The 25821-nt window shown below is 41.4% G+C and carries 14 protein-coding genes and 2 pseudogenes; 2 read left to right on the top strand and 14 right to left on the bottom strand.

All coding sequences use genetic code 11. The features are described 5' to 3' along the window. Positions 1–91: 91 nt before the first annotated feature. Positions 92–805, top strand: coding sequence for a FadR/GntR family transcriptional regulator (locus tag DCK90_RS04010; protein ID WP_108244903.1), 714 nt, complete (start codon positions 92–94; stop codon positions 803–805). Positions 806–830: 25 nt separating this feature from the next. Here DCK90_RS04010 and DCK90_RS04005 read toward each other — a convergent pair whose 3' ends face one another. Together DCK90_RS04005 and mobB are read right to left on the bottom strand one after the other, a co-directional pair. Further along, complete coding sequence (locus tag DCK90_RS04005) at positions 831–2474, bottom strand: sialidase family protein (protein WP_108244972.1); 1644 nt, start codon at positions 2472–2474, stop codon at positions 831–833. Between the two features lie 396 nt (positions 2475–2870). Beyond that, a pseudogene (gene mobB, locus DCK90_RS04000) lies at positions 2871–3865 on the bottom strand (MobB family relaxase). 553 nt (positions 3866–4418) lie between these two features. On the opposite strand from mobB, the pseudogene DCK90_RS03995 reads away from it, so the two are divergent. Beyond that, positions 4419–4964: pseudogene (locus DCK90_RS03995) on the top strand (alpha-hydroxy acid oxidase); the annotation flags it as partial. 915 nt (positions 4965–5879) lie between these two features. Here DCK90_RS03995 and DCK90_RS03985 read toward each other — a convergent pair. From DCK90_RS03985 to DCK90_RS03930, 12 genes are all read right to left on the bottom strand, one after another. Further along, positions 5880–8231, bottom strand: coding sequence for a GH92 family glycosyl hydrolase (locus DCK90_RS03985; protein WP_108244902.1), 2352 nt, complete (start codon positions 8229–8231; stop codon positions 5880–5882). After that, positions 8232–9383, bottom strand: coding sequence for an MFS transporter (locus tag DCK90_RS03980; RefSeq protein ID WP_108244901.1), 1152 nt, complete (start codon positions 9381–9383; stop codon positions 8232–8234). Continuing rightward, complete coding sequence (locus DCK90_RS03975) at positions 9383–10294, bottom strand: ROK family protein (protein WP_108244900.1); 912 nt, start codon at positions 10292–10294, stop codon at positions 9383–9385. Before DCK90_RS03975 ends, DCK90_RS03980 begins: the two co-directional genes overlap by 1 nt. Before the next feature lie 50 nt (positions 10295–10344). After that, entirely contained in the window at positions 10345–11556 is a 1212-nt protein-coding gene (locus DCK90_RS03970) for a glycoside hydrolase family 76 protein (RefSeq protein ID WP_108244899.1), read from the bottom strand. 9 nt (positions 11557–11565) lie between these two features. After that, on the bottom strand, positions 11566–12801 hold the full coding sequence (locus tag DCK90_RS03965; RefSeq protein WP_108244898.1) for a SusE domain-containing protein: 1236 nt from the start codon (positions 12799–12801) through the stop codon (positions 11566–11568). Next, positions 12801–14372 carry a RagB/SusD family nutrient uptake outer membrane protein gene (locus DCK90_RS03960; protein ID WP_108244897.1) on the bottom strand — a complete coding sequence of 524 codons (1572 nt, stop codon included), beginning with the start codon at positions 14370–14372 and terminating at the stop codon, positions 12801–12803. The genes DCK90_RS03965 and DCK90_RS03960 overlap by 1 nt, the downstream gene beginning before the upstream one ends. A 10-nt stretch (positions 14373–14382) precedes the next feature. Then, a complete protein-coding gene (locus DCK90_RS03955) occupies positions 14383–17490 on the bottom strand; it encodes a SusC/RagA family TonB-linked outer membrane protein (protein ID WP_108244896.1) in 3108 nt (1035 codons plus the stop codon). 83 nt (positions 17491–17573) lie between these two features. Continuing rightward, positions 17574–19244, bottom strand: coding sequence for a class I mannose-6-phosphate isomerase (locus tag DCK90_RS03950; RefSeq protein WP_234414617.1), 1671 nt, complete (start codon positions 19242–19244; stop codon positions 17574–17576). A 276-nt stretch (positions 19245–19520) separates the two neighbouring features. After that, entirely contained in the window at positions 19521–20249 is a 729-nt protein-coding gene (locus tag DCK90_RS03945) for a GntR family transcriptional regulator (RefSeq protein ID WP_108244894.1), read from the bottom strand. 117 nt (positions 20250–20366) lie between these two features. Continuing rightward, positions 20367–22769 (bottom strand): PA14 domain-containing protein, encoded by a 2403-nt coding sequence (locus tag DCK90_RS03940; RefSeq protein WP_108244893.1) that lies wholly within the window; start codon positions 22767–22769, stop codon positions 20367–20369. Between the two features lie 125 nt (positions 22770–22894). After that, positions 22895–25081 carry a GH92 family glycosyl hydrolase gene (locus DCK90_RS03935; protein ID WP_108244892.1) on the bottom strand — a complete coding sequence of 729 codons (2187 nt, stop codon included), beginning with the start codon at positions 25079–25081 and terminating at the stop codon, positions 22895–22897. Positions 25082–25383: 302 nt separating this feature from the next. Continuing rightward, positions 25384–25821, bottom strand: a 438-nt coding sequence (locus DCK90_RS03930) for a gluconate 2-dehydrogenase subunit 3 family protein (protein ID WP_199912645.1), incomplete at its 5' end; no start/stop codon positions are given.

The raw sequence follows: 25821 nt of genomic DNA, 5'->3' as shown, positions 1-25821 counted from the left end.
TATGATACGAATATAGTACAATTCTATTGATTACGCCAAAATCTTTTCTATTTTTGTTCGGAATTGCCCTTGGGGCTATATATGATTATATATGAAAGAAAACCACAATACTTTTAGACCCGTCCAGAAAATGACCATGGTAGATCAAGTAGAAAGGTCACTACGTATCTATTTCAAGGAAAATGGCTTCAAGCCAGGGGACAATCTGCCTACGGAGAACGAACTGGCCCAGATCATGAACGTAAGCCGCAATGTCATCCGGGAAGCTTTGAGCAGGTTTAGGATGCTGGGGCTCATATCTTCCAACAAGAAAAGTGGGATACATTTGGAAAAATTCAATCTCTTTTCTGCTTTGGAAAGAGTGATGGACCCAAATGTTCTGGACAAATCGACCTTGCACGATTTATTTGAGCTGAGGATCATGCTCGAAATCGGAATGGCCGATGCCATTTATAGGAACATAGCTCCTGAACAAGTGCATGGCCTAAGACAGATTGTGGAGGACTTTGAATCCAAAAAGGTGCCTAACAAAATTGAGCACGAAATCAGTTTTCACTCAGAACTATATAAAATCTCAAAAAATGAAACGCTTTGTGGTTTCCAAAAATACCTGAAGATTGTTTTTGATTATGTACTGAGCCTTGAAGAAGAGATGATGGATACTCCGATCAACAAGAGCAAGGTAACACATTCGGATTTGGTGGACTGTCTGGAAAAAGGTTCGGTCCAAGAGTTCCGGGAACTGATGCACAACCATTTCAGTCCATATTACGAGATGAACTTTTTAAGACAAGGGGGCAAATAATTTTGCCCCCCGGTCATTGATCTTGTTATTCCTTGCCGCCCTTCAAAATATTATCAAAAAGAACGATCTGAAAAGTCATCTGGGCTTGACTTCCCTCATATAATATTCCAATTTTGTCCTCATCGATACTGGTCAAGCAGGAGTATCCGGCACCCCTACCCTCATCCAGTTCTATCCAATGTTCACTGGGCCACGTTTGGCCATCATCAAAACTCACCTTGATGGTCTGTTTCACCCTACTTTCCTTGGAGTTGGGATTGGAAAACAGCAAAGCGCTCTTTTTGTTCCCCGCATCGTCTGTATAATAGTGTTTGTGGATACTCGCCATACAAACGGGTTCAATGAGGGCATTGTTCGATGTGGGATGTTCTTCCCAAGTTTGGCCAAGATCATGGGTAACCGCTATTTCCCGTCCATTGGTATCCGTAAAGTTTTTTCTGTTCGCATTGTACCGCATGTTCAGCATAAGTGACCCGTCTGACAATTGCACCACCATACATTCTGTAGTATTATGACCTGCTGGCTGGCTGGCGACCCATGTTTTGCCACCATCTTTGCTATAGGTAATGTTCGAAAAAGGAATTCCCTCACTGTCCCTTCCTTGTGTAGGAAATACAAGGGTGCCATCTTCCAAGGTTATACCATGACCAGGTGCCGGTGCAAACAACCACCATTTCGGGTCTTTGATCATAGGTGTCAGGTTGATGGGCTCCTCCCATGTTTCTCCATTATCTGTACTTTTGGCAATCAGGAATTGGCTGGTCTGTTTGATGTCCAACCCCGGTTGTGATCCCTTATCCCTCCATTGGTGGTTCCAGTCTTCACTTTCCTCGTTCAATGCTTCCAGCCATTGCCCCTCTTTATTGATTACACCGTGCATCCAGAGACCGGCAATGAAAATGTTGCCCGTTTTTTCATCTACCAAGATACAAGCATCACTCACTCCATTGAATTTTTCCGGCAGATTGCCATAAGTTCCCATATCCAGGGCCACTTGGGTTTCGTTCCACGTATTTCCATGATCAAAGGACCTGCTTACCCCTATATCTATGTTACCTTGCAAATCTCTGGAAAGGTCCCTTCTTATATCATAAATGGCCATGAGGGTACCTTCGTTGGAAGTGGTAAGCCCCGGAATCCTATAGGTGTGGACGCCATCTTGTCCATGCTGCCTCAATGCCACGCCCAAACGCAGTTTATCGAGATCATTAACGTTGGAAATAGTCACTTGCTTTCCGTTGACCTTGACTTCCTTCAAAACAGCCTTAACAGTTTGGGCAAGGTCAGCTTTATCTTTTAGCTCATAGGAAAGCCAATAGTAAGTCGGTGCATTCTCCAGCTTGACAGCCACATCAAATTTGGTTTCCTCAGCAGGAATGCTCTCCCCCACCAATATGGCCTCATTATTAAATAGGGAATCTTTCCCTGTAGCATAAAGGCGGATTGTTTTTAGGGCCTCAACATTTTCGTGGGATATGCTTAATTGGATATCAGTTTCCATAAGGGTATCGTTGGGGATTGGAAAACTGATTCGCAACACCGGATTATCCGATTTGTTCTTCAAAACCGGCCAGTTGAACATTTTGGTGTTTGCCGTCTCAAAAGGTGTCTTTTGACAACTAGTCACGAAAACCAATAAAATCCCTAAAATGTAGATGTAATGTTTCATTGTATTTATATTGTAGTACATAATTACAATATTATATATATCTTGGAAAATACTCAAAGAAAAATCATGAAAATTTAATTGTAAATATTTCCCATCTTTGACCTTGACTTGAAATGCCGGACTTAGTATACCACTCTGGCCGGAAAATTGAGCACCTTTGAAAATAACATAAAATCGATTTTCAAACCACTAAAACCAAATATAGAATGGCTCCAATTTTCTGCTTTTGATGGTCTCATCCATTCGGCTCATTCACAAACGGAAAACAGTGAAGCGCCGCAAGCACTCCAAATCTTACCCCAACTTTTGCGCATGGATCCTGTCGGGTTTTTTGTAGTGTTCCGATAGATAAGCGTAAAGCAAAAACCCGAAAGGGCACAACCTACTTTTTGGATTTCAATACCCCATGTCCTCACCCGCACCCATTGCCTTATCAATGCCCCTTCCAAGTGCTTTGATGATCTTGGCAGCCATTTGCACTTTATTGGTCGGTATACTCGGTGCCTGGACACCCATCGTCTTTAGGAGTTTAAAGGCCATATCCCTTTCATTTGTAGGCAGACCCATTACTTTAGCAAATAACTTTCCCGGTTCTTTAGTATGAGCCTTTCACCCAACATAGGATTCCACATAGTTCCTCTTGAAACCTGTTGTCCTGTCAAATGTCTTTTCCGCAGCTTGGTAAAAGCTGTCCCTATCAAATTCTCTCTTGACCATCTTTCCGTTCAGTTCCACTTCGGAGGCCTTGTGCTTTGCCATGGGGGAAAGGGTATAGGTGTTCGTCATGTCCCTTCTACTGACAATGATATGGATATGGGTCTGTGGCCCTGCTTTTGCATCCCTGCTGCCACCAATTGCCCGTTCTGTTTGTGCGGGACCAATCTTGTTTGCTCTGTGATCCTCTTTTCAAGCTCTTTGACATTCCCTATGGATTCTCCTCGCTCCACTTTCCGTATCTCGTTCCTGAGCCTTGCTATTTCCCCTCGGTAAGGTGCATTCTCCTGAACTTGTTTGTCAAATCCCCGAAAAGTGCGCTCATGCTCAATCTTGGCATAATATTTCAAGTTCTCTGCCTATACCTCCTGATTCCTATGAAAACTCTTGGCATAGTCCTCCATAAGCTTCCTTGTGTATTCCCTTAGCATGTTGGGGTCATTGCCGATGGCCTTAAGTTCCCTTTAGTTGGGACTGACCACTATGGAATAGAGTTTTGGGTCTTTCTGTCTCAGTTTCGCAGTATTGGCATCAATTTCATCGATGACCATTTGAGGGCTTACGTTGTCGTTTTCTTGGTCAAAGAATTCTTCCCTTTGTTCAGGCAACCTATCCTCGTTTTCCTTTTCCAGATAATCCACATAGTTCCCCACACTGGAGTTATAGGTACTGCCCATTTTCTGTGCCGAGATGATAAGGTACATTGCTGTTATTTTAATTGATGTTTCAAGCTTTCAAAACTCAATCAATTAACTGATTTTCAAAATGTTAAATACTATAAAATAACCGTGATAGCGCAATTTGCGCATCACCCTCTTGCTATTCCTTTAGTCCCGCAAGCGGGACCGAAGAAATACAAGCTGATTTAGAAATCAGCTGCCACATAAACATACTTTGGTTTGTACGGACTAAAGGAAAGTCAAATCAAATATGCCGTACATTAAAATGTTGCTTTTCAAGCATATAAATATAGAATTTAATGGCAAAGGAGAAAAACACAATTTGTCTTCAATCAATAAGTTTTGGCACTGGAATAATGGGTTATGAAAAAATGTCGAAACATAACCATCTGTGAACGAATGCAAATTGTTCAAAGGGAAGGCTACAAAAACTGGGGTTTTTCCGCAAAACAGGTTAACTTTTTGTAAAGTCACCTATTCGGTGAGCATAAAATTTTAAAAGTCTGGAAAGTCCATATTTAAAGGCATTTTCAGAGGCAGGTTCTAGTGCCTCCGGCACGGTCAGCCTAATTTTGAAGTATTGAAACCTTATATACCAAAAGGATTGAACCTAAAACAACTCGGGTATTTTATGGACCAGACATTCAGCAAACGAATGGACATGGACAAAATAGCGGCCATAAGGGATATGTGGAAAGGAAAATTGGTTTTAAAGGGAGTGGTCACAGCTTCTAATGCTGAAAAAGCAATCTCATTGGGGCTTGATGGTATTATTGTTTCCAATCATGGAGGCAGACAATTGGATGCTGGTGGGTCCACAATCAGTTCTTTACAAAGTATCGTGGCCAAATATGGTGATCAAACTACCATTATGATGGACAGTGGGATTCGTTCTGGACCTGACATTGCAAGGGTTTTGGCCAGTGGGGCCCATTTTACTTTTATGGGTCGTCCATTCATGTACGGAACCGCTGCCTTGGGAAATTCAGGGGGAGACCACACCATTTCCCTTCTAAAAATACAACTAAAACAAGTGATGGAACAGATTGGGTGTCCAGATGTTGATCAAATGCCAGATTACCTGTCCAAAGTATAAAGTAGCTCTAAAACTTTTATACAAGTATGTCAAGACTGTAGAGAATGGCAAAAAAGTCAGGTCGCAATACGAAATCTATGATTACCTGAAATCAAGATCTGCACGATAATGGATAGAGGATTACAATACAAAGCATACCCATTCATCCATCGGGGATATGCCGCCCAGGGAATACACGAACCGTTTCGGGGGAAGAATTCTTCCCCGAAACAAACGACATTAATGATACTTTTATGAATTTAGCGATGTCCTAAAAGGGGTAAGGCTACAAAATGAACAATATTCTTCGGTAACGGGCACCAATTTCTCCATACTGAAACGATACTTGGTATCCCTGGTATTTCCTGTCAATTGAGCAAAATCTTCCGTGGCATATTTTTTTCCTTTACCATATCTATCAAAACGCTTTATAAAATAGGACAGGCTACCGTCTTTGCCATTCTCATGGTCAGGTCCTCATTCTTCGGCAATTCGGGAAAAATATCATTTTGGGGCTGTATGATATAGGTTCCGAATTGGTCCACAACTTTAAATTCTTGGTGGCCTACATAAATGTTAGCACTTAATTTACTTTGGTCACATAGGCGATATCCACGTTTCGCAACAATGGCAATTCAATTTCCAGAACCATGTTCACTACTTCCCCAAGGCATATTTCGTAAAGGTCGAGCTCTTCCTTTTAGAAGGGATAATATCCGAGTTTAAGGTAGCTATTGACGTATTGAAATGGCTTTATCCTGCCATTGATTTATTGAGTCACTTCAATACGGTTTTTTTATGATTTGGTCAAGGGATAATGGTTTAAGAAGAGTTCCCGATTCCACCCCGAATATTTATGTACTTGACCAAAAAAGCAGGCTCCCATAAGGAGCCTGCAATAACTAAACTACTAAATCAAATTAATTGAACTAAATTTTAATTGAACCATTCCTTATTGGGCTCAGGTCCTAATTGATACTCCAATTTCACCCCATTTTTTAGTACATCGAGCGGTATCTGATTGGTACGGCTCTCCGAACCATTCACTTTAAGGGATTGTATGTAGTGATTTTTAGAGTGATTGTCCTTCGATTCAATTGTTATGGTACTTCCCCAACCTGATTGGATTTCTATCTTATCAAAGATTGGACTTGTCAATTGAAAACTCGGGTCTATATCCACCAATCCTTTTACATCAAACAAGCCAATGGCAGCCATATTGTACCAAGCCCCCAATTGTCCTTGATCTTCATCCTGACCATACCCATATCCATGAATGGGCTCCACACCATAAAAACCATCACAAATCTCCCTTATCCATTTTTGGGTTAGCCAAGGTTTGTTCGTAAAATTAAAGAGGTATGCAATATGCAGATTGGGCTGGTTCCCTTGATTGTACAAATAGTTCAATCCGGCAAAGGCATCAATCTGTTCACCACCAAACTTCGTTTTCTCAGACACCGTAAAAATGGAATCCAGTCTTTTTACAAACTTCTCCTCTCCCATCTTCTCTACAAGCTGCTTTGGTTGATGCGGCACATAGAAGGTGTACTGCCACGCATTTCCTTCTTGGTAGCCAATCCAAGGGGCAAAAGGATCAAAATCATCCAGAAAATTACCTGAGTCATCCTTTGGCCTAATGAAATCGGTTTGTTCATCATAAAGATTTCTCCAGTTCTCGGAAAGTTCCATCAATTCCTCATACTCCTTTTGCTTCCCCAAGGCTTTGGCAAACTGTGCCACTGCATAGGAACTGAAACAATACTCAAGCGTATGTGACACGGAAAAGCCAGAACCTTCAGGTGTGGTTTCCATGCCCGGGATATAACTGATATACCCATTTTCTACAAACCCTTTTAAATCCGTTTTACCGGCCCCTTCGATCCTATCTTTGTAACGGACCTCGTTTTCATAAGCGGCCTTAAAAGCCAGTTCCACATCGTAATCCCGAATACCTGCCTGATAAGCGGATGCAATCATCAAACTCACAAAGTTGGTGCCAACACCGGACACAAAACGGGAATTGGCCAAGCCATCTCCCATCCATCCGGAATTTTTATATACAGCAAGATGTGTCTGTACCAAATCGTTATAGTATTCAGGCCATGCCAGTGTCCATAATTGTGTGAGGTTCCAAAATGCTCCCCAAATTGCATCGGTATTATAGAAGTTGAATTCTGGGTCTCCGTCGGCATTCAATGGAATTTGGCCTATGCTTCCATCATTTTCTGGAAACTGTCCGTTTACATCATTTGCCAGTCCTCTACCTAACAGTGCATGGAACAAACCTGTGTAAAATTTCGTTTTGTTTACTATTGAAGTGTCTGTGACCTTAATTTTTGAGAGTTCGTTTTCCCAAGTTTGTGTTGCTGTTGATAGCGCTTCATCAAATGTTAAATTCTCAGCTTCTGCATTGAGGTTTTCCAATGCATTCTCTGCTGAAGTATAGGAGAACCCTGCCTTGACTTCAATAGCTTCATCCTCTTTCGTTTTAAATCGAAGATAGATTCCAGCACCTTCACCTTTTTGATGAAGCACATCCTTGAATTGTTTATCGTGAATAAATGTTCCTGCCTCTTCTGCCTTTTTGCTTATCTCTCCTGCCACGAACATTTTTACCTCAGCACCTTGCTGATACTTTTGCACATATTTGGGATACGTAGTCACCCATCCCATGAATGTTTGATCTTCGGGATTATAAGTTACTTTGGCATCTTTTACATCGCCACTTTCGCCCAGCTCGTTACCGATGTCCAAAATAACATAGGCACTATCAGATTTTGGAAAGGTGTATTTATGAAAACCTACGCGTTTTGTTGCTGTAAGCTCGGCCGTTACGTCGTAATCTTTAAGCTTTACTTTGTAATAACCAGGGCGGGCAATTTCATCTTTCCTATCAAAACTGGAACGATAGCCTGTTTCGGGTTTTTCCATATCACCTGGGGTTGTTTTTAAATCCCCTGTAATAGCAGTGAACAAAAATCCTCCAATTTGAAACTCGTGCAGGTTAGCAAATCCTTCAATGGTATTGTCCCTTGAATCATAGCCCGTAGCTTCCCAACCTTGCTCATTTCCCAGACTTCCATTCGTTGATGGCCCCAATTTTGCCATACCAAAGGGCATGGAAGCAGGTGTATAGAAAAACCAGCGGCTGTGGGCGGTTCCAATGTTCGGGTCCACATAGTTTATCGGGGAACTTTCTGCAATATCCTTTGCTTTTTCAGCTTTTGTGGAAGTTTCGCAGGAAACCAGCAAAATGGCACAGGCAATTAAAAATCTATAAATCATTTAACCTCTTTTTTTAATAATATAATATGTAACAAAAACATATAGTGCCGATAGCACAAGCACTACAAAACTCAATTGAACTCCGAAGGATTTATTGATCAATCCCATGATCGGTGGTATAACCGCCCCTCCTACAACTGCCATGATCATCAATCCAGAGATTTCGTTGGCACGTTCGGGCATCTTGTTTACCGTAAGTGAAAAAATCAATGGAAAAAGATTTCCAGAGGTCAGACCAATCAGAAAAATAACCACTTGGGCCATCAGGCTCGATGTTGAAAAGACAAGGGCCACAAGTAACACAATGGTCAACAAGGACGACCAGTACAGAAACTTAAGATTATTAATTTTGGACAATAGGAGTGCGCCTAAAAACCGGGTTATCATCAATGCCGTAAAATAAATACTTATACCTATGGATGCCTGTTCCAAGCTTATCCCAAATTGGGATGTAAGCAGATTTTGAATATTGGTGTTCATACCTACATCAAGCCCAACAATCAAGAAAATGGCCAGCACCATGGCAGCAATAAATGGATTCTTCAATAGTTTGAGTGCCGAACCAAAGGTGGCCCTCTCTTCCGACGATGATTCTTCAATAGGAGTCAGCATTAACCAAAGCCCAGCAATCGAAGAAGTAATGCCATATACCAAGAACACGAGTTTCCAATCGCCATACCGAGATACGGCAAAGGTCACGATCAATGGGCCAACAAGTGAACTAATGGCCTTTATGAATTGGGATAGGCTCATGAAACTGGAAAAACGGTCCTTGGCCACTACATCTTGCAACAGCGGATTTGAGGAAACCTGAATGATGGTGTTCCCTATGCCCAGTAATACAAAGCACACCAGTAAAATTCCATAGGAATAGTATATGAATGGCAAGAACATGCCAACAGTGGTAAAAAGTATACCAAAGAGCAACACTTTACGCTTGCCTATATTATGCTGCAGCACACTAATGGGTATTGACAGGAAAAAAAACCATACAAACACCATGGAAGGTATGAGCTGTGCCATTTCCGGTGATAGGTTAAAATCACGTCGTGCAAAACCTGTGGATACCCCCACAATATCCACAAACCCCATAACGATGTAGCACAACAGTACAGGAAGTACAACCTTAAAATTCATCTTTTTTGTATCCATTACATCAATTTTAAGGTTTCTGCTATGCCTGCATAATAATCTTCATCCAACAAAAGGGCGCTTCCCATGATTGCCGCTTCCTCCCCAAATTCCGACACATAAATCTCATCGACACCCTTCAGCGCTTCTTTTAACGCAGGGCCAAAGAATTCGAACGCTTTGGAAATGTTACCTCCAAAAACTAAAACATCGGCTTCAAATTCCTCAATATAAGGGTTGATAAAATCAGCAAGTCTGGTTCCAAAATCGTTAAAGACTTTACGGGCATTGGCATCTACACCCACCAATTCGCAAAGTTCCTTTACATTTTTTAGCCTCTTACCCGTCTCTTCTTCAAAAGCATTGATAATTCCCCTTGTGGAGAAAAGATCATCGGCAAACACGTTTCGGTAATATTGGTTATAAAGGAAACCTCCTTCAGGAACTTGTTTATCCTTTATGATGGGCTTGCCGTTTAACAGAAAACTGGATCCCAATCCCGTTCCCAATGTTATCGCTATTGCTTTTCTAAATTTTGATGCTTTACCTATCAACGCCTCGGCAACGGAGAACGCGGTTGCATCATTTATAAATCTAATCTGGGAGGGCTGAACCTTAAGCCTATCGGCCAATTCCAAACGGAGATTGACATCGTATAGGGATTGAAGTTTTTCAACATCGGTGATTTTGCTAATTCCATTATAATAATCAAACGGACCGGGCATGGCCACTCCTATGCCGCTTATTGGTTTGCCCAGACCTTTAATGGTGGCCTGCAGTGCATCTACCCATCCAGTCAATATTTCTTCTTTTGAACCTTGGGAATTTATTTTCTTATAAGAAAAGGTTTCCCTGCATAAGGTTTTGTTCTCATGGCTATACGCACAAGATGAAATATGGCTTCCTCCTATATCAACTCCTATACTGAACATCTACTCTTTATTCAATTATTGGAAAAACAGTTTTTCCGATCAACATCTATTTATGATTCATTTTCATATAAGGCCACGACCCCGTAAGCTTCTATCAAAGCTGCTTGATGAAGTAGCCAATAGTAACGGCCTTCACTATTACCTGACCAGTCTTCAAAAAACTGTTCCTCGGCATTTCTTGCATTATCCCACGCATAATCCATGTTTTTAATAAAAACGTCTATGTATTCATCCGTCTTTGAATCATATTCCGATAATTGTACAAAAGCGGACAATAGCTCTACATTGAACCAAGAATCGTGGGTTTGGTAAAATATTTGCCCATTGACAATGCTCGTAAACTTGGAATAGGCAGACCGTGCCGTGGCAATGGCCTCGTTCAAGTATTCTTGGTCGTCGGATATTTCATAGAGGTTTACCCCCGCCATAATCATCAAGGCTGCATTGTAAGTCCACTTTGTAGTATTTATTTGCTCTGTTGCTATATTGATATCGTTCCAATATAGATTATCGCTGGGATCTCTTAAGGTATTATAGTTCCACTCGTACACCCGTTCTGCAAAAGTTCTGTACTGTGACTCATTGGTCAATTGGTACATTTTGCTGGTCACATAAGATGCATATGCACTGGTATTGGCCGCTTTCATACAATTGGCCCCTCCTGTACAATTGGTGGATTCCGCCTCAAACCAGTACAATCCTCCTCCCATTCGTGAATCTTCACCGGACATGATAAATTCTGTAACGGTCTTGGCCCTGTTCAAATAAAAGGCATCCCCTGTAAGCTCGTAAGCTTTGATGAGTTCCATGGCCACAATGGCACTATCATCATAATAATGATCGGTCTGCCCCTCGGTCACTGGAGCTGCTTGGTAGGTGGGTAGAACATTCCTGTCATCATAATAGGCCTCAAGACCGGAAAACTCCTTGTCCAAAATAGACCTGTCGTACCCTAGTTCATAAAGTACATTACCAGCCGTGAGCATTCCTACATAGGGCCATAAATAGCTATAAGCAGGATCTCCTGATTGTGACGGGAAATTTTCTCTATATAAATCCTCTTTTTTATAAAGGGATTGAATCATATCATAAACGGCCTTGGCCTTTTCTTTATGGCTCAAGGATTCCTCTTCTTCAGGAACCGGGTTCTCCATTTCTTCGTTTCCTTCTTCCAACTGATCCTCGATGGAGGGGTCGCTGCTACAACCGACCCCCCATAAAAACAACAGGGAACAAAAAAATGTAATTTTTGAACTTATCATATTCTGTAATTATTCTTGTATTAATTCTTGGTAATAATTTTCAGCCTTGGGATCAAACACTACCCTGACGGTAAAGTTTGCACCGTTCAATGCATCTGGAAATTTCCAGGCTCCTTGCCAATAGGCTGCCTCTGGTCCCAAGAAATACACATTATTGTAATATTCCGGTTCGCCTCCGTTGGGTCGTCCATTGTATCCTTCAAGCCCCGGAACCAAAGAGCCGTTCATTGCTTCGTTGTGCATACTTCCCAGATAAGAAACCTGTCCATCTCCCAGTTGAAATTGGTAGCGGTAGCGTTCTTCCTCCCAACCTAACCAATCCGGCGCATCGGGGGATTCTGGCGTCAAGAATTCAAAATAGGCGTTGGTAGCTTCAAAAGTATGATTTCCGACGTATTCAAGGTCTGCCTTAACCGCTTGATTGGCCAAAATATACAATTGAATGTTAGAAATTTCGACAAAGGAAATAGTGGCTTTGGCCAAATCCATACGCACTCTGTACACACCCTCTTCCATATCAAAAGTAGTAGGATCATCCCCTGATCTTATCTTTCCTTCCGAATTGATATAATAATGGGTCAGGTCTTCAGCAGAAGCATTGTTTCCATTAACGATATAAAATTCACCTGGGGAAAGGTGGGTAACCGATTCAAAAACGCCAGGTTGAAAATTATCATTGGGCAATTGATTGGAAATCTGCTTGAATGCCACTGCACTTGGAATATCGGATGCTTCGGTAGCTGAACCGTATACGTACATGTATTCCGGAAATATCGCCAGTCCTTCAGGTCGAGTCAAACTAAGTGTAGAAGGCTCGGCGAAATTTTCCCTGAAATAGCTGCTCGAAGCTTCGACCGTCCATGCCACATCACCTGTTTCCAATTGTTGAATGCCAGCTTCGGCCGCTATGATGTTCAAACGCGACGTGCTCATGGTAAAAGTGGTTGCCCCACCACCATTGTCGGACGGCGATGTATACAATGGGTCGCTAAAATCCCCACCAGGTCTATCGAACTTTATAGTATACAATATGGTACCACCATCATTGGCCTGTGCCGGGGTCCAAGAAAAGATGATATTGTCACCATTCTCAAGGTCTATCGCTATAGTCTCGCTACTACTTGGGCTTTCCAAGGAACCCGTTAGTGCAATTTCAGGATCTAAAGTGTAATCGTCATTATCACATGAAATCAATGTCATGGATAAAACCATCAATGTCAAAAATGACTTTAGTATTGTTTTCATTACCAATTAGGGTTTTGGGTTAGATTATCGTTAATATCTCGCTCACTAAGAGGAATGGGCCACAAATAGTGTTTTGCCGGGTCAAAGCTTCTCTCATCCACTCTAATGTATCCATCGTCAACGATGCTGTCGTCTGTTTTAATACCATGGGCCCAACCATTGAGTACTTCTTCGGCAATTTCCCATCTTCTGATATCGAAAAATCGATGTCCTGCTTCAAAAGCTAGTTCTATTCTTCTTTCGTTCCGTACAATTCCCCTTAACAGGTTTTGGTCATTTCCGGGAAACACAAGTGCATCCCCTTGAAGTCCGGCCCTTGCTCTTATGGCCCCAATGGTAGCATCCCAATCAGCCTGACTGAATGTTCCCAGCTCTATTTTTGCTTCAGCTAAATTCAAGAGTACTTCGGCATAGCGGATTAAAATTAGGTTAAGACCTGAATTTACTTGATTCCGGGCCATGGGGTCATAGAACTTGTGCACATAATACCCTGTAGGTGTGCTATTTGATGAAAAATTCAATCCATCCGGTTCATCACCTGGGGAAGTACCTATTACAATATCATTGCCTTCAAAGTCCTTCATAGTGTATTCATCATGGATAATTGTCGCGGACAACCTTGGGTCACGATTTTGATATGGGTTGTTCTCATCATAATTTGCTTCTGGCTCATCAATACCATATCCATTTATGGTTGGATAGGCATCCACCAGTTCTTGCAAAGGGGAGAAATTGGCATACCCTCCCAAACTAGGCGGTATCAATGAATATTGATTATTGTGTTCCCTAAATGTAGGGATGTACTGAAGGCTCAATAAAATTTCGTTGGCTGATTCATTTTCTGTTTTAAAAAGATCAGCATAGCTGGGAAACAACGAATAATCACCCAACAGCCCTTCGGCCAATGTTGCTGCCATTTCATACTCTCCATTGTACAGATGAACCCTGGATTTGAATGCTATTGCCGCATCTTTGGTTATTCTACCACTTTGATCGGCAGGATAGTTGCTCGGAAGGCCGTTTATCGCCGAAGAAAGCTCATTGTAAATAAATGCCAAAATGGCTCCGCTATCATCTCTTTCAAGGGTAAGCGACTCTTCTATACTAATTTCATCCGTAATAAGAGGGACATCGCCATACAGTTCTATTAGGTTGAAGTAATGCCAAGCTCTAATAAATCTGGCTTGAGCGGTAACAGCCGTTCGTTGGTCTTCGGTGATTTCCTCAACCTCATTAATGTTGTTGAGAAATATATTGGTTCTACGTATAGCTTCATATCTCCCGGACCACACACCTGCCACTACGCCATTGGCGGTGCCGTAACTTCCGCTTGCAATATTACGGTACTCTTCCATGGCCTTGGTGTAGGCGTCATCTGAAAGTGCATTAAAGTATAGGTAGTCTTGTGCTGACATCAAATCAGCATAAATCGAGTTCAGGAATATTTGCGCATCCTCCTCGGTATCCCAATAATTCAATTCGCTCTGCGAATCCATTGGGGATAGATCCAAATCTGAAGAACATGCGGAAAATATCCATATGACACTTAGAAATAAAAATATTTTTTTCATGATGTTTTTTTTAGAAATTAATGTCTAGTCCCAAAGAGAAGATTCTGGACACTGGGTATACCCTTCCACTTGCCCCTGTATTTTCTGGGTCTACGCCAATAGCGTTCAACGGACTGAATGTGGCTATGTTCAAGCCGGTTAGGTACAATCTAATTTTACTCAGTCCCATTTTCTCAACTGCTAGATCGGGTATGGTATACCCCAATTGAATGTTCTTGATTCGAAGGTAATGGGCATCAAAAATGTAGAAATCAGATTTTGCCGCGTTGTTCACCGATTCTGCACCGACTGTAAGCCTTGGATATGAAGCATCCATGTTTTGTGGGGTCCAACGATCAAGATGGCGATTGAACACCGGTCCTTCGTTACTGTTATGGAACGCCTCGATTACTTCTCCCCTCAACCATTGTTTTCGCTGTCCCACACCTTGAACGAAGATTGAAAAGTCAAACCCGTTCCAATTCGCGGCATAAGTTGCACCGTAAGTATATCGTGGAAATTCATTGCCAAGGATAAAACGGTCGTTGTCGTAATCGATTTGTCCATCTCCATTTCGGTCAACATATCTGATATCCCCTGGATCCACATCATTTACAAAAATCGGAGTAGCGCTATTGGCGATTTCCTCATCAGTATTGAAAAAACCATCACTCTTCAATGCGTAGTAGGAATTGATCGAATATCCTTCCCGTAAAATGGTATTTACATCAAAACCATTTATAAACTCGCGATCTCTGAGGTCTTCAACCTCATTCTTGTTATCAGCAACATTAATATTCAATGAATGGTCAACTTCACCTGTTTGGAACCTATAACCCAAACTCAATTCCCAACCTCTGTTTCGTACCGATCCGGCATTTTGGAAAGGTTGTCCTAGACCATAAGTCCCCGGAACTGGCAATTGGAGCAATATATCCTCAGTGAGATTGTCAAATAACTCAACGGTTACATCAAAGCTTCTATTGAACAAGGATAGGTCTATACCCAAGTTTTTCATGGTTGATGTCTCCCATGTTCTATTACTGTTGCTTACGGAATAATAAGATCCGGAAACAGGCACGCCACCAAAACTGTAAACATTACTATTGATGTTAACCAAACTTTGATAGCCATATAGATCGTTGATATCCTGATTGCCCAACTGCCCCCAAGAAGCTCTAACTTTGGCAAAGGAGATAAAATCAACGGATTCCATAAAAGTTTCATTGCTTATGGTCCATCCGGCAGAAATCGAAGGGAAGACACCCCAACGGTTCTTCGATGAAAATCTGGACGATCCATCGTATCTAATATTACCATTGATTTGATATCGACTATCGTAGGAATATCCAATTTTACCAAAGAAGGATTGGATAGACCATTCATTTCCAGAACCATTGGCACTCTGGATATCACTGGCATTGCTGATTACTCCAAACTCATTTCCAGGAATATCGATTCCCGTAACACCAAAAAACTCACTTTTAAAACTTTCGGACGAAGCTCCCAGCATCATGTTGAAGCTATGCTTTTCATTAAAATCCTTGCTGTAACTAGCCGTCAAGAAAGGGTTTAAATACAAGGACCTATTGTAATTATCGGTTACCGAATTTTCATTGTTTCCCCCTCCTGGGTATGCAAAGTCTATTGCTTTTCTAAACTGATGTGTTTTATTGCTGGTTAAATTACCTCCCAACACCCCTTTAAGAATCAGGTTTTCAACGGGTTCGTATTCAATGCTAAAGTTCCCTAAAAACTCATCGTTTTGATATTTGGTGGTTCCGCCTACCTCAAGTTGGGCCAAAGGGTTGCTATTACTTCCACTTACAAGCGTGTAATCACCATTTTCGTCCACAATGTCATAAATCGGAGGTATACGCATGGTGGGCTCAATGATCCATTCTTCAAAATAGGCGTTGTCCTTGATATCATTTCTGGCAAATGACATACGTCCGCCCAACTTTAATTTATCATTGACCTGTTTTTCCAAATTTATTCTGGCGTTATATCGTTGATAGCCGTAATCAGGACCTTTGAACATGCTTTCTTGATCCACATAGCCGAGCGACACCAAATAGTTAAGACCATTTTCTGCACCGCTCATGGACAGGTTGTGGCTACTTTGCAGTGCCATATCCTTGTAAATTTCACGGTTCCAGTATACATTGGGACCATTTTCTTTGTAATCCAAAATCTGTTCCGGGGTAAACGCAGGTTGAAAACCAGAGTTTACCAAAGCCTCGTTACGTAATGTGGCGTATTCCCAGGAAGAGGCAAATTCAGGAAAATTGGTAGGTGTTTGCACTCCATAAGATCCTTGGTATTGAAATACAGGCTTTCCCGACTTCCCTTTTTTAGTAGTCACCAATATCACACCGTTGGCCGCACGGGAACCATAAATGGCGGATGAGGCGGCGTCTTTAAGAACGCTTATGCTTTCAATATTGTTGGGGTTCACATTATTTAGAGAACCGATTACACCATCCACTACAATTAAGGGAGTGTTTCCATTAATGGTACTTACACCCCTAATGTTTATCTGCGGCACAGAGCCCGGTCTAGATGTTGTATTTTGAATAATCAATCCTGGCGACTCTCCTTGTAACGCCTGATAGGAATTGCTCACAGGCTTTCCCTGAATGGCAGTCTCATCAATGGTACTAATGGCCCCAGTAAGATCTGCCCTTTTTTCCGTACCATACCCAACCACTACAACCTCGTCCAAATTCGAGGTATCCGACTCAAGCATTATGGTCAGCGGCGTATCGCCTTCAACCATGATTTCTTGCGGTTTATATCCAATATATGATACAAGAAGGACATCCCCTTTGTTTGCAGTAAGGGAAAATTGCCCTTCCATACCGGTACTGGTTCCGTTGGTGGTTCCCATAACAAGGACATTGGCCCCAAATATGGGTCCCAGTTCATCTGTTACCTTACCAGTAACGTTAATTTCCTGTGCGAATCCACCATAGGTGAAAAGCGCCAGCAAAATTACGGTAGCATAAGATCTTTTTACAACAAAGCCTCTCTTGCTGTCCACCGTTGCTGGTGCAACTGTCAGCTCATTTGAAGGAATTCCCGAAAAGAACCTCCAAAAATGGCATCCATTCCTTAAAAAGTTAGTTATTGATTTCATACGTTTGTTTTAAGCTAATTTTTAGTTTTCTGTGTGCGTTTAGTTGTACTACTCAGTGCGTTTTCGTTTGTTTTTCATGGTATTTATTTTAGAAATGCGTTTATGACTTTGGCCCTACCTTGACACAAATTTTTCAACTTGAAGCTTTTAGCAGCAGCTGGAACAACAAAAGTTTCGGCATAAGCAAGTGTTTCCACATGACCATTTTCAGTTTCCAATTGAATCCGGTCACCTTCGACCAACATCATTACCTGACATGAGTTTTCGGTACTTCTTTCAATAAACACATCGAATTCAAGTCTTCTGACGTCATAGAAATGATCGGGATGGGTTGGGTAATTGGTAATGGCATGATCCGAGGTCTCTTCGGCCACATAGGTTTTAGAGAAAAGTTCATTGGTGACATTTTCCCCTTTTCTATCAAAATTCAGATTCTTAAAGGCGTGCTCGATATTGATTGGACGTGGTTTTCCATTAAGGTCCAATCGTAACCAATCGTACATTTTGAAGGTGAAAATATATGGGGTGGCGCTGATTTCCAGCACCATGTTACCAGAACCTGCACTGTGTACAGTACCATTGGGGATAAGGTAAAGCTCATGCTTTTTGGATGGGTGCTTTTGCACATAGTCGACAATGTCCAATTCAATATTCTCCTCTTGACTGCGCTCAAGGTCCTCTTTGAATTTTTGAGAATCAATATTTTCTTGAAAACCGAGGTAAACACTGGCATCTTCCTTGCAGTCCAAAATATAATAGCATTCATCCTGTGTTATGTTCTCCCCAAATTCTTCTTGAATGTAAGTAAGACTGGGGTGACATTGAATGGATAGATTCCCTCCTTCATAAGTATCCAAAAAATTGAAACGAATGGGAAACTCGATTCCAAAGGTTGCTTGATGCTTGCCCAACACATTTTTGGATTCTTGGTTCATCAGAAAATCAAAAGAAATCTCGAGAAGGTTGCCATCACTTTCAAAAAGCAGTCCATTTTCGGGAACGATCAAAGAGAATGCCCAAGCATAATTGACGACATCTTTGTTCAAACCAGGTATGTGCCCCTTTATCCATTCACCTCCCCATGCTCCTGGTTCAAACCAAGGCCTTACCCTGAATACAGAAGCGGCCATCACTTTAAGGGCTTCCTTGATATCGTTCATGTGCGACCATGTAATTGTATCTTGGAACTGTGCATCTACAATGACATCTATTTTGGAGGCCAATCTCTCTTTTTCTTGGTTCAAAACCACCCAATCAATAAAGTAGTAATGTTTGTACATTTTAAAATCCACATTGGAAGTGGATATACCCAAATTGGTTACTGAACCAGCCCTCATTCGGTACTGCAATTCATTTTTGGGCAAATCAAAATAAACCAACGGGCAATCCCAATCTACTAAACTGGCACCGCTCCCGTAAACTATATTGATTACACTTTGATTATTGGGCTTGACAGTCTTGAGCTTTTCCCTATCAAAATAATCCAAAAGGGAAAAATCACATTTTCTCCCCCATACCGATTCCTCTTCCCCTAAAAAGGGATCGACCATGGATGCAATTTTATTTTCATCCTTTAAACATGCCTTAATTGCGATGGCATTGACTGTAAAACCATTGCTTTTAACGGCATCACATATTTTATGGACCACAATCTCCCATGCCACTCCTGAAAATCCATCAAGGCAAACTGTTTTGTGTTTGATGATAAAATCTGCAAGCCCTTCATAACCTTCGAAAATTTTTCCGCTTTCCATATGATGCCGCGGGTAAATATCATATTGGCCATCTTGATGCAGGCTTGAAACTTGAGTAGGGGGTAATATATATTGGTCGGTCTTACGCTTTATTCCCAATGTGCTTTTGCTTTTTTCTTCGTTCTGAATCATTAAATTAACAAATAAATTATAATGTACTTATGTACAAACATAATAATTTATTTTATTTAAATCATGTTGTTTTAATAAAAAGTTGCTTTTGTAATTTGGAAAGTGTTTGATTATTGAGGACAATATTAGGAATTTAACAATTTCCTATCGACTACTTTCAACCGAATAAATAAAACTATCGGATTTATAGTAGCCAAAATTGAACTCAATGGGTCGTTCTCCTTGATCAAAAACAAATCGTTTTCTGAACAACACAGGAGTTCCTATTTCAATCTCAAGTTTTTGGGATACCAACTCATTGGATGCTGTTGCGCTGATTTCTTCTTTAGATAGTGATGCTATTGTTGAATGCTCTTGTTCAAGCATTTCATACAGGGGCATTTTAAAATCCTCCTCCCCTGTTAGCCCGATTCGGGGATGAAAGTAGGATACAAAATAAACAAAAGGCTCATCTGGCTTTCCTCTTACCCGTTCCATCTTAAGAACTTTTCTATCTTCGGGAATATTAAAAAAATCAACAACATTGGAAGGGGGCTTTACCCAAGTTAAATGCAGCTCAAAATTCCTTATCGGAATCCCCCTTACTTTCATTTCCTGCGAAAAGCTCAACCAATTATTGGAACGCGAACTTACAGGCTGTGGTGCAACTCGAGTACCTGCCTTTTTCTTTCTGACCAACAGTCCCTCAAATACAAGCTTTTTGACCGCTTGCCTCACCGTAGACCTAGAGATTGCCAATCGTTTGCTCAATTCAACTTCACTGGGAAGTGTCTTTCCTTTTTGGTATTCCTCCTGCGCTATTAATTCACGGAGCAATTGCTCAACTTGGGCGTGCAAGGGAACTGGACTTTTGTGGTCTATTTCAAATTTCATTTGGCATCTATATTATAATATGGCATTTTAATGTTTGCACATACAATCAAAAATAACACTATATCAACGTTTTTCATTTATATGCATAACATTTAAAAAAAACTTGGGAATACTCTATTAGTTATGTACATAGTTGTCGTTTGACAAATCCTTGCCATCCGGTCCTATGATTTTTACATCTAATCCCAATCCTCCCTTAGCTTGGAAATAATGGAGCGAAAGTTTATGATATCCTTTTTGAAGCGGTAGATCTATCGTTTTGGTATCCATGGCGTGGTGCCCATCATGTTCAATGACCTTCTTATCATTGATCCATAGCATGGAACCATCGTCCGACGTCAAATGAAAGGTATAAATACCATCCTCCATAAGGCGAACGTACCCATCGAAAGTCAAGCCAAAATCGCTCTCCCGAGTTGCTTTGTTCAAATCAATGCCGTCTGCAATACCCGATTTCAATGATTCAAGTTGACTAAAATCTGGGAGATAATCCCATTGCCCTTGATAATAGGAATATTTCAAACCTTTCTGAAAATCTTCACCCAGTTGAAGCTGGGGTGGATTCAAGGAGTCAGCCTTTTCAAACCGCTTCTGGGTAACTTTACTCTTCTTATCACCATTGATAGACCTCGCCTTCAGCAAAGATGTTGCATTAACCTGTATTGGTTCGGTATATTTATTTGAACTTTCTGTTGGATCTGAACCATCAAGCGTGTAGTATATGGTTTCTCCTTTTCGATTTGCCAATGAGATTTTCTCATGATCCAAAAACATAGAGTGATCGGAAGAAATGACTACCGGGGAAACCATATTATCGTTATGAATATTATAAAGAAAATCCATTGGCAATTTTATGACTTCGCGATCATAGGTGACCAGACCATTTACTTCTCCTTCCACATCGGATAGCTGCGTGTACACCACTGCGCTTGCGGCCTTGTCCTGCTTCATTTGCCATACATTGTCCCACAGCTCTGCGTAAGAGTTTTTAAATTCCAAGGTATCTGTCATTTCACGGTAGCCCCAATTGTTCGACTGCCACAGATGTTCTGGAACCGCCAATCCAAGGCCACCAAATTCTCCCAATACGGTCGCCCGTTCTTCTTCCACCGGGTAAATATCAGGGCCGGGATAGCTGTGCATGTCAATAATATCCCCCACGTTATGATCTGTCCAGCCGCTGGCATTGCTCACCAATCTTGTTTCATCCATATCTTCTACCCAATGGGTAAGCCTTTCTGTGTCGTACTGTCCCCACCCTTCATTGAAAACGACCCACATCACGATGCTCGGGTAGTTATAAAGGTCATCCACCATGGCTTTGAGTTCACTTTCAAACTGCTGCTTGTCTTTTGGGGTTAGCCTTTCTTCAAAATCTTCGTGTGGGTAAACTTGGGGCATATCTTGCCAAACCAGCATTCCCAATTTATCGCATAGGTAATACCAACGTTGGCTTTCGGTTTTCGCATGCTTGCGCAACAAGTTAAAGCCCATCTTTTTAAAGGTTTCAATATCCCATATATAAGCTTCTTCTGTAGGGGGGGTCATCAAGCCATCCGGCCAGTATCCTTGATCCAGCACACCGACCTGAAAATAGGGTTCGTTGTTCAATAGAATCTTGGTATCATTGTTTTTATCCTTTCCCAAACTGATTTTACGCATGGCCACGTAACTGGAAAACTCATCTGTAACGGAATCATCTTTGACCAATTGTACTTCCAAGTCATAAAGAAAAGGCTGCTCTGGGCTCCATAATTTTGGCTCTGGAACTTCGAGTATAATATGATTTCCTGGGGAACCTTCAGTTTCGGCAACCAATTGTTCTCCATCTTTTAGGACCAACTTGATGGTTCCATTTCCTTCCGTGGCTTCAGCAAAAAAATCAATTTGACCTTTATCAATATCCGATTCCACTTTGAAGGATTGGATGTGGTTGGACGAAACTGGTTCGACCCATACCGTTTGCCAAATACCGGTCGTGGAAGTATAAAAAATCCCTTCAGGCTTCTTTACCTGCTTTCCTACGGGTTGTAATCCATCATTGGAAGCATCATGAACCCTGACCATCAATTCTTGCTCACCTTTAGTTAAATACTTGGTGATGTTAAATGAAAAGTGGTCGAAGGCACCCTTATGCTCTCCAATTTTTTGTGTGTTGACATAAATGGTTGCGTGATAATCGACCCCCTCAAAATTCAATATGACTTGATCATCCCAATCCTCCGGTACCTTAAATGTTTTGCGATAGAGGAGGTCATCCGTTTTTTCTTGCACTCCGGAGAGATAGGATTCCACTGCGAATGGAACTAAAATAGTATCCGAAAGTGCCGTACCAAAAGGAATGTCTTGCTTTGGAGAAGTATCAACTTGCCAAAATCCATTCAGATTCATCCATTCCTTACGTTGTTGAATAGGTCGGGGATACTCGGGCAAAACATGATTTGGGTCTACTTGGTCTGTCCATCTAGTTTTTAAAATGGCTTCTGAACCCATGTTCGACCCATCTTTTTTTTCCTCCATTTTACAGCTAGTCAACAAAATAAGGAATAACAGTCCTGTGTGTAAAAAATATGATTTCATAATCTATTAAATGCGTTTCGGTTGTTCTATCTAAGGTATTTGTTTTATGGCAATGAGCGTTGCTATTAATTCTTTGTTCGAATTAAAACCTCTCCTCCCTTTTCAAATATGGAATGATCGATAAAGTAGCCATCTATTTTTGTTCCATTGACATATATGCCTTTGAGTGCTCTCGTGTTTCCTTCCAATATGATTTTCACATTCTTACCGTCCTTCAAATGCCAGGTTACCGTGTCAAAAATGGGAACAGTAACCAGGTATTCAGGGTCCGTAGGGGAAAACGGATATAGACCCAATGCATTGAATACGTACCAGGAAGACATTTCCCCAGCATCATCCATACCGGAAAGTGCCAGGCCTTCTTTACCAATTCCATAATAGTCGGACAATAATTTATCGATGACCGCTTGGGATTTCTCTGGCTTTTCAATAAAATAATAGGAGAAAGGAGCCTCGTGCCCTGGTTGGTTTCCTTGGCTATATTGCCCCATAAACCCTGAAACATTTCGTGCAATATGGTTGGGGTTCCATTTATAGGAAAAGAGCGAGTCCAGTTTTTCCTCAAACTTTTCACTGCTTCCATATTGGTCAATAAGGCCATGCATATCGTGGGGTACAAAAAAAGAAACCTGCCAGGCATTGGCCTCTCTGTACATATACTCGTAATACGGGTATTCTGGATTGAAGGGAGTGATCCAATCTCCATTTGCCAATCTACCCCGCATAAAATTGGTTTTCTGGTCGAATACGTTCTTATAGTTGTTAGATCTATCAAATAAATCCACCTGCCGTTCCGAATCCCCCATTTCTTTTGCCAATAACGAAAGTGAGTAATCATCGTAGGCAAACTCCAAGGTTTTGGACACCCCTGCTTTTCCTTTGGATTCGGTGTTGGGCTCCTCTATTTTTGGGTCTGAAATATATCCTAGTTCCATATACTCTTTTATATAAGGACGAGTTCCTCCTTCTTTATAAGCATTGTTAAGTAGAAGCTCATATGCTTTTTGCACATCAAAATCTTTTATGCCACGCAAATAAGACCCCGTTATGAAAGATGCTGCATGATCTCCGTGGAAAAATGTGGGGATAAATCCAGTAACCTTTCCCCTGTCGATAAGCGATTCAATGACATCCGATGTTACTTCCGGCCTCAAAATTTCCATCAACACTACTTTATTTCTATAGGTATCCCATAATGAAGGTATGGTGTAATACTGAAAATCCTTATTCTTAATATTACCCGAAGCATCCACAAAGTCTCCATTGCTGTCACTTCTTAATGCTGGCCATAAAAAAGATTTATAAAGTGAGGTGTAGAATATTTCCTTTTCCTTTTCGGATCCGCCTGTAACCTCAATTTGATTTAGAAAATCCGACCATATTTTTTTACCCGCTCCAAACACATCATCAAAAGATTTAGGGCCAACCTCTTTATCCAAATTCAGCTTTGCATTTTCAACATTAACATAGGACAATCCAATTTTCATGGCAACCTTTTCTTTACTGTTGTCCTTTAAATGCACAATAGCATATCCTTTGGATTCTCCAAGGTTGGTCAATGCAATGCTATCAATATCACAATCAATTCGGGCGAAAAAATGAATTTTATCCCTTCCCACCTTCTGAAAACCACTGATTTCGTTGGTTGATACTTTGGAAATCTCCCAATCGGAAACATGGTTATTGGCCTTTCCCAAATCAAACAATATTCTTTTTCCATCAGCCTCCCCGTAATGATACTCATGAATGGCGGCCCTAAGTGTTGAAGTCAATCTTACATTGATATCATAATTCTGTAAATAAACCTGATAGAAATCGGGGGAAGCCGATTCATTATCATGTGAAAAAGTGCCTTTGTAGGGAGCTTTAGCTCGGGAAGAAATAGGCAGAACTGGTAGATTACATAAATTCCAGTGTCCCTTGTTAGTATGGGCAAATCCTAAAATTTCAGTATCCTCATACTCGTAACCTGCTCCTGTACCATATTCCGTGATTGGGCTTAGCTGTACCATAGCGTTTGGCAATGATGATCCTGGATAAGTCAAACCTGCCCAAACCCTCCAATCCTTTGGAGGAGTATATCCGATAATCTTCTCATCCAACAGAGGCGCTGTTCCTATAAATGTATTAACATATTCGTAGGGTGTTTTATCAAGATGTGCAGGTCCACCATCTGACTTGGTTTTATCCGTTTTACAAGAACTTAATATCACGGATATACATAGAAACAGTAAAGGTTGTTTAATTTTCATGGTATTGGTTAAAAGAGATGAAATACCCGCTTGTTGGCTGTTCAGCAATTATTTCTTCTAAATAAATATGGGAATGTTTTATTATTATGTACGAACATAATAATAAATTTTGATATTCTAATTATCAAACCCGGGAAAAACAATTGGCCTAAAACAACAACTCTCAAAAGGCTTGTTTCAATTTCTTCGACTACACTAAAAAAACAGGCCCCTTTAAGGAGCCTGCATCAAATTAACTAAACTAACTCAAATCCACTTTATGTACTATTTTCCATAAAGAAGGTTCGGCTATTCTATATAAATCATGTGATCAAATTACCGTCTTCGTCCCATTCGGCGATGACGCCCCGCTTGCTCTGGTCCACGCATTTGGCCAGCCATTCCTCGTCGTAGGCCACCCCGTGCTGGTCCAGTACGTCCTGTGGCACCCCGTCCCATACATTGGGCTGGTTCCCCTTGTAACCGATCTCCTCTATACCGATCTTGCTCGTGTAGAAGCCCGTCATCGTCAGGTTCCTAACCAGGGAGAAGAAGTTCACCTCAAAAGGGCGCTCGTTGCCCGGCACCTCCGGGTCGTAGTACGCGATACCGTCCAGTATCCCCTTCTGCTGCTCCTCGGTCGCCTCCTTGAACTCCACTCCGTGCTCCGTGTTGCTCTTGTGGTCCAGCCACATCAGCCCTCCTCTAATGTCCGGTTGCAGGGTCTCAACGTCCTTGGCCATGAACTCGATGAAGCCCAC

It is taken from the genome of Muricauda brasiliensis (assembly GCF_003057865.1).
Lineage (GTDB): Bacteria > Bacteroidota > Bacteroidia > Flavobacteriales > Flavobacteriaceae > Flagellimonas > Flagellimonas chongwuensis.
The sequence above is the reverse complement of the archived record's forward strand: the minus strand, read 5'-3'. Positions and strand labels throughout refer to the sequence as shown.

What these genes read in the sequence shown, in the direction of transcription:
- DCK90_RS03970 (WP_108244899.1), bottom strand. Translation starts at nt 11,556, where the DNA reads ATGATAAGTTCAAAAATTACATTTTTTTGTTCCCTGTTGTTTTTATGG.
- DCK90_RS03950 (WP_234414617.1), bottom strand. Translation starts at nt 19,244, where the DNA reads ATGGAAAGCGGAAAAATTTTCGAAGGTTATGAAGGGCTTGCAGATTTT.
- DCK90_RS03945 (WP_108244894.1), bottom strand. Translation starts at nt 20,249, where the DNA reads ATGAAATTTGAAATAGACCACAAAAGTCCAGTTCCCTTGCACGCCCAA.
- DCK90_RS03980 (WP_108244901.1), bottom strand. Translation starts at nt 9,383, where the DNA reads ATGGATACAAAAAAGATGAATTTTAAGGTTGTACTTCCTGTACTGTTG.
- DCK90_RS03940 (WP_108244893.1), bottom strand. Translation starts at nt 22,769, where the DNA reads ATGGAGGAAAAAAAAGATGGGTCGAACATGGGTTCAGAAGCCATTTTA.
- DCK90_RS03975 (WP_108244900.1), bottom strand. Translation starts at nt 10,294, where the DNA reads ATGTTCAGTATAGGAGTTGATATAGGAGGAAGCCATATTTCATCTTGT.
- DCK90_RS03935 (WP_108244892.1), bottom strand. Translation starts at nt 25,081, where the DNA reads ATGAAAATTAAACAACCTTTACTGTTTCTATGTATATCCGTGATATTA.
- DCK90_RS04010 (WP_108244903.1), top strand. Translation starts at nt 92, where the DNA reads ATGAAAGAAAACCACAATACTTTTAGACCCGTCCAGAAAATGACCATG.
- DCK90_RS03985 (WP_108244902.1), bottom strand. Translation starts at nt 8,231, where the DNA reads ATGATTTATAGATTTTTAATTGCCTGTGCCATTTTGCTGGTTTCCTGC.
- DCK90_RS03960 (WP_108244897.1), bottom strand. Translation starts at nt 14,372, where the DNA reads ATGAAAAAAATATTTTTATTTCTAAGTGTCATATGGATATTTTCCGCA.
- DCK90_RS03965 (WP_108244898.1), bottom strand. Translation starts at nt 12,801, where the DNA reads ATGAAAACAATACTAAAGTCATTTTTGACATTGATGGTTTTATCCATG.
- DCK90_RS04005 (WP_108244972.1), bottom strand. Translation starts at nt 2,474, where the DNA reads ATGAAACATTACATCTACATTTTAGGGATTTTATTGGTTTTCGTGACT.
- DCK90_RS03955 (WP_108244896.1), bottom strand. Translation starts at nt 17,490, where the DNA reads ATGAAATCAATAACTAACTTTTTAAGGAATGGATGCCATTTTTGGAGG.